The 1,440-nt window shown below is 68.1% G+C and carries 2 protein-coding genes; both read left to right on the top strand.

Going from position 1 to position 1,440, the window contains the following annotated elements; translation table 11 throughout:
* On the top strand, positions 1 to 1,092 hold a 1,092-nt coding region (locus tag VK92_RS42730), incomplete at its 5' end, for a hypothetical protein (protein ID WP_048468277.1).
* A 175-nt stretch (positions 1,093 to 1,267) separates the two neighbouring features.
* A complete protein-coding gene (locus tag VK92_RS42725) occupies positions 1,268 to 1,423 on the top strand; it encodes a hypothetical protein (RefSeq protein WP_006481665.1) in 156 nt (51 codons plus the stop codon).
* Positions 1,424 to 1,440: the final 17 nt, after the last annotated feature.

Here is a 1,440-nt window from a genome sequence, read left to right as displayed (position 1 = left end):
GTTGCGATGAAGGCGGTCGATATTGCCGTGGCCGGTGGTGTTGCAACGAAGGCCGCCGATGTGCCCGCGGCCGACGCCGTCGCGATGGTGGAGACCAGGCTGCAAGCGGCCGATGGTGCGGCGCCGAAGGTGACCGAAACGCAAGCAACTGGCGGTGAAGGCGAGAAGGCTGTTGTCGCTGCCGCCGCCGCCAAATCTCGCGAAGGGCGATCTTCCGGCGACGCCGTGAAGGAGCGTCGCGCGTCGTCGGGCGGCAAACGTCGGGCGGCTGCCGGTGCAAGCGACGCGACAGCAGAGCAATCTGCGCCAGTCGTGACGAGCGTCGACACGGCGCGAGCGGCGGCCGGGGCGAGCCCGGCACCGGACGCGATGTCGATCGTCGAGCCGCAGGCATCGGCGGAGCCGACCAAGCCGGCAATCGCCGCGAACCCGGCGAACCCGGCGAGCCCGGCGAGCCCGGCGAACCCGACGAACCCGACGAACCCGACGAACACGGCGAACACGGCGAACACGGCGAACACGGCGAACACGGCGAACACGGCGAACACGGCGAACACGGCGAACACGGCGAACACGGCGAACACGGCGAACATTGCGAAGGCCGTGGACGCCGCGCCGCCCCCCGACACCACCGTATCCCCTGCCACCCAGCCGGTGGCTTCCGCTGCGTCCTTTGTCACGAAGCCGTCGGTGGAGCGCGCGCAACCGGCCGCGCCGGTATTCGATCCGGATACGCACCTGCGTCCGCTGACCGACCGGCTCGCCGCGCTGCAGGCCGACGTCGACGGTTTGACGCGCACCGCCGATCGCGAGATGCGCCGCGTCAACCGCCTGCTGCTGGCGTTGGCCGTCGTCGTGCTGGCCGGGCTCGTTGCGCTGGTGCTGCAGACGCGGCAGATCGCGCACCTGAAGCAGGACGTCGCCACGAAGCAGCAGCGGATCGATCGCCTCGCGGCCGATCTGTCGACGCAGCAGGCGACGCTGATGACGCTCGAGGAGCATCACGAGGCGCTGCTGTCGCAAGTCGACCGGCTCCAGCGCAACGCGAATCGCGAGGCGGCCGTCGCGAAACGTGCGCGCCGCACGCGCTAATCGTTTCGACCCTATCATGGGAGCCCGACGGAGCAAGGATCGCGGTTCCGCGTCGGCGATCAGGCGCCGCGCGCATGCGGCAAACTGATGCGGTGTGCTGGCAGAGTTCAGGGAAAACCCTTAGAATAGCGTCCATCTAAGGGAAAACCCTAGCCACATCTGTCAGGAGTCTCACATGAGCTTCATCCTTGCCCTGCTGCAAAAGATCGACGACCTGTTCGTGTCGCCCCACCTGCCGCTCGACGCCGAATACTCGTACGCTGCGCGTCGTGCCGAAGCCGAGCGCGTGCGCCGTGCGCACCTCGTGCCGATCGTCCTGTATCGTCGCTGATTCGCTGATTCGCTGAT

Source organism: Burkholderia sp. LK4, assembly GCF_001043615.1.
Classification (GTDB): domain Bacteria; phylum Pseudomonadota; class Gammaproteobacteria; order Burkholderiales; family Burkholderiaceae; genus Burkholderia; species Burkholderia cepacia.
Note: the sequence above shows the minus strand (reverse complement) of the source record. Positions and strands in the feature narration are given on the sequence as shown.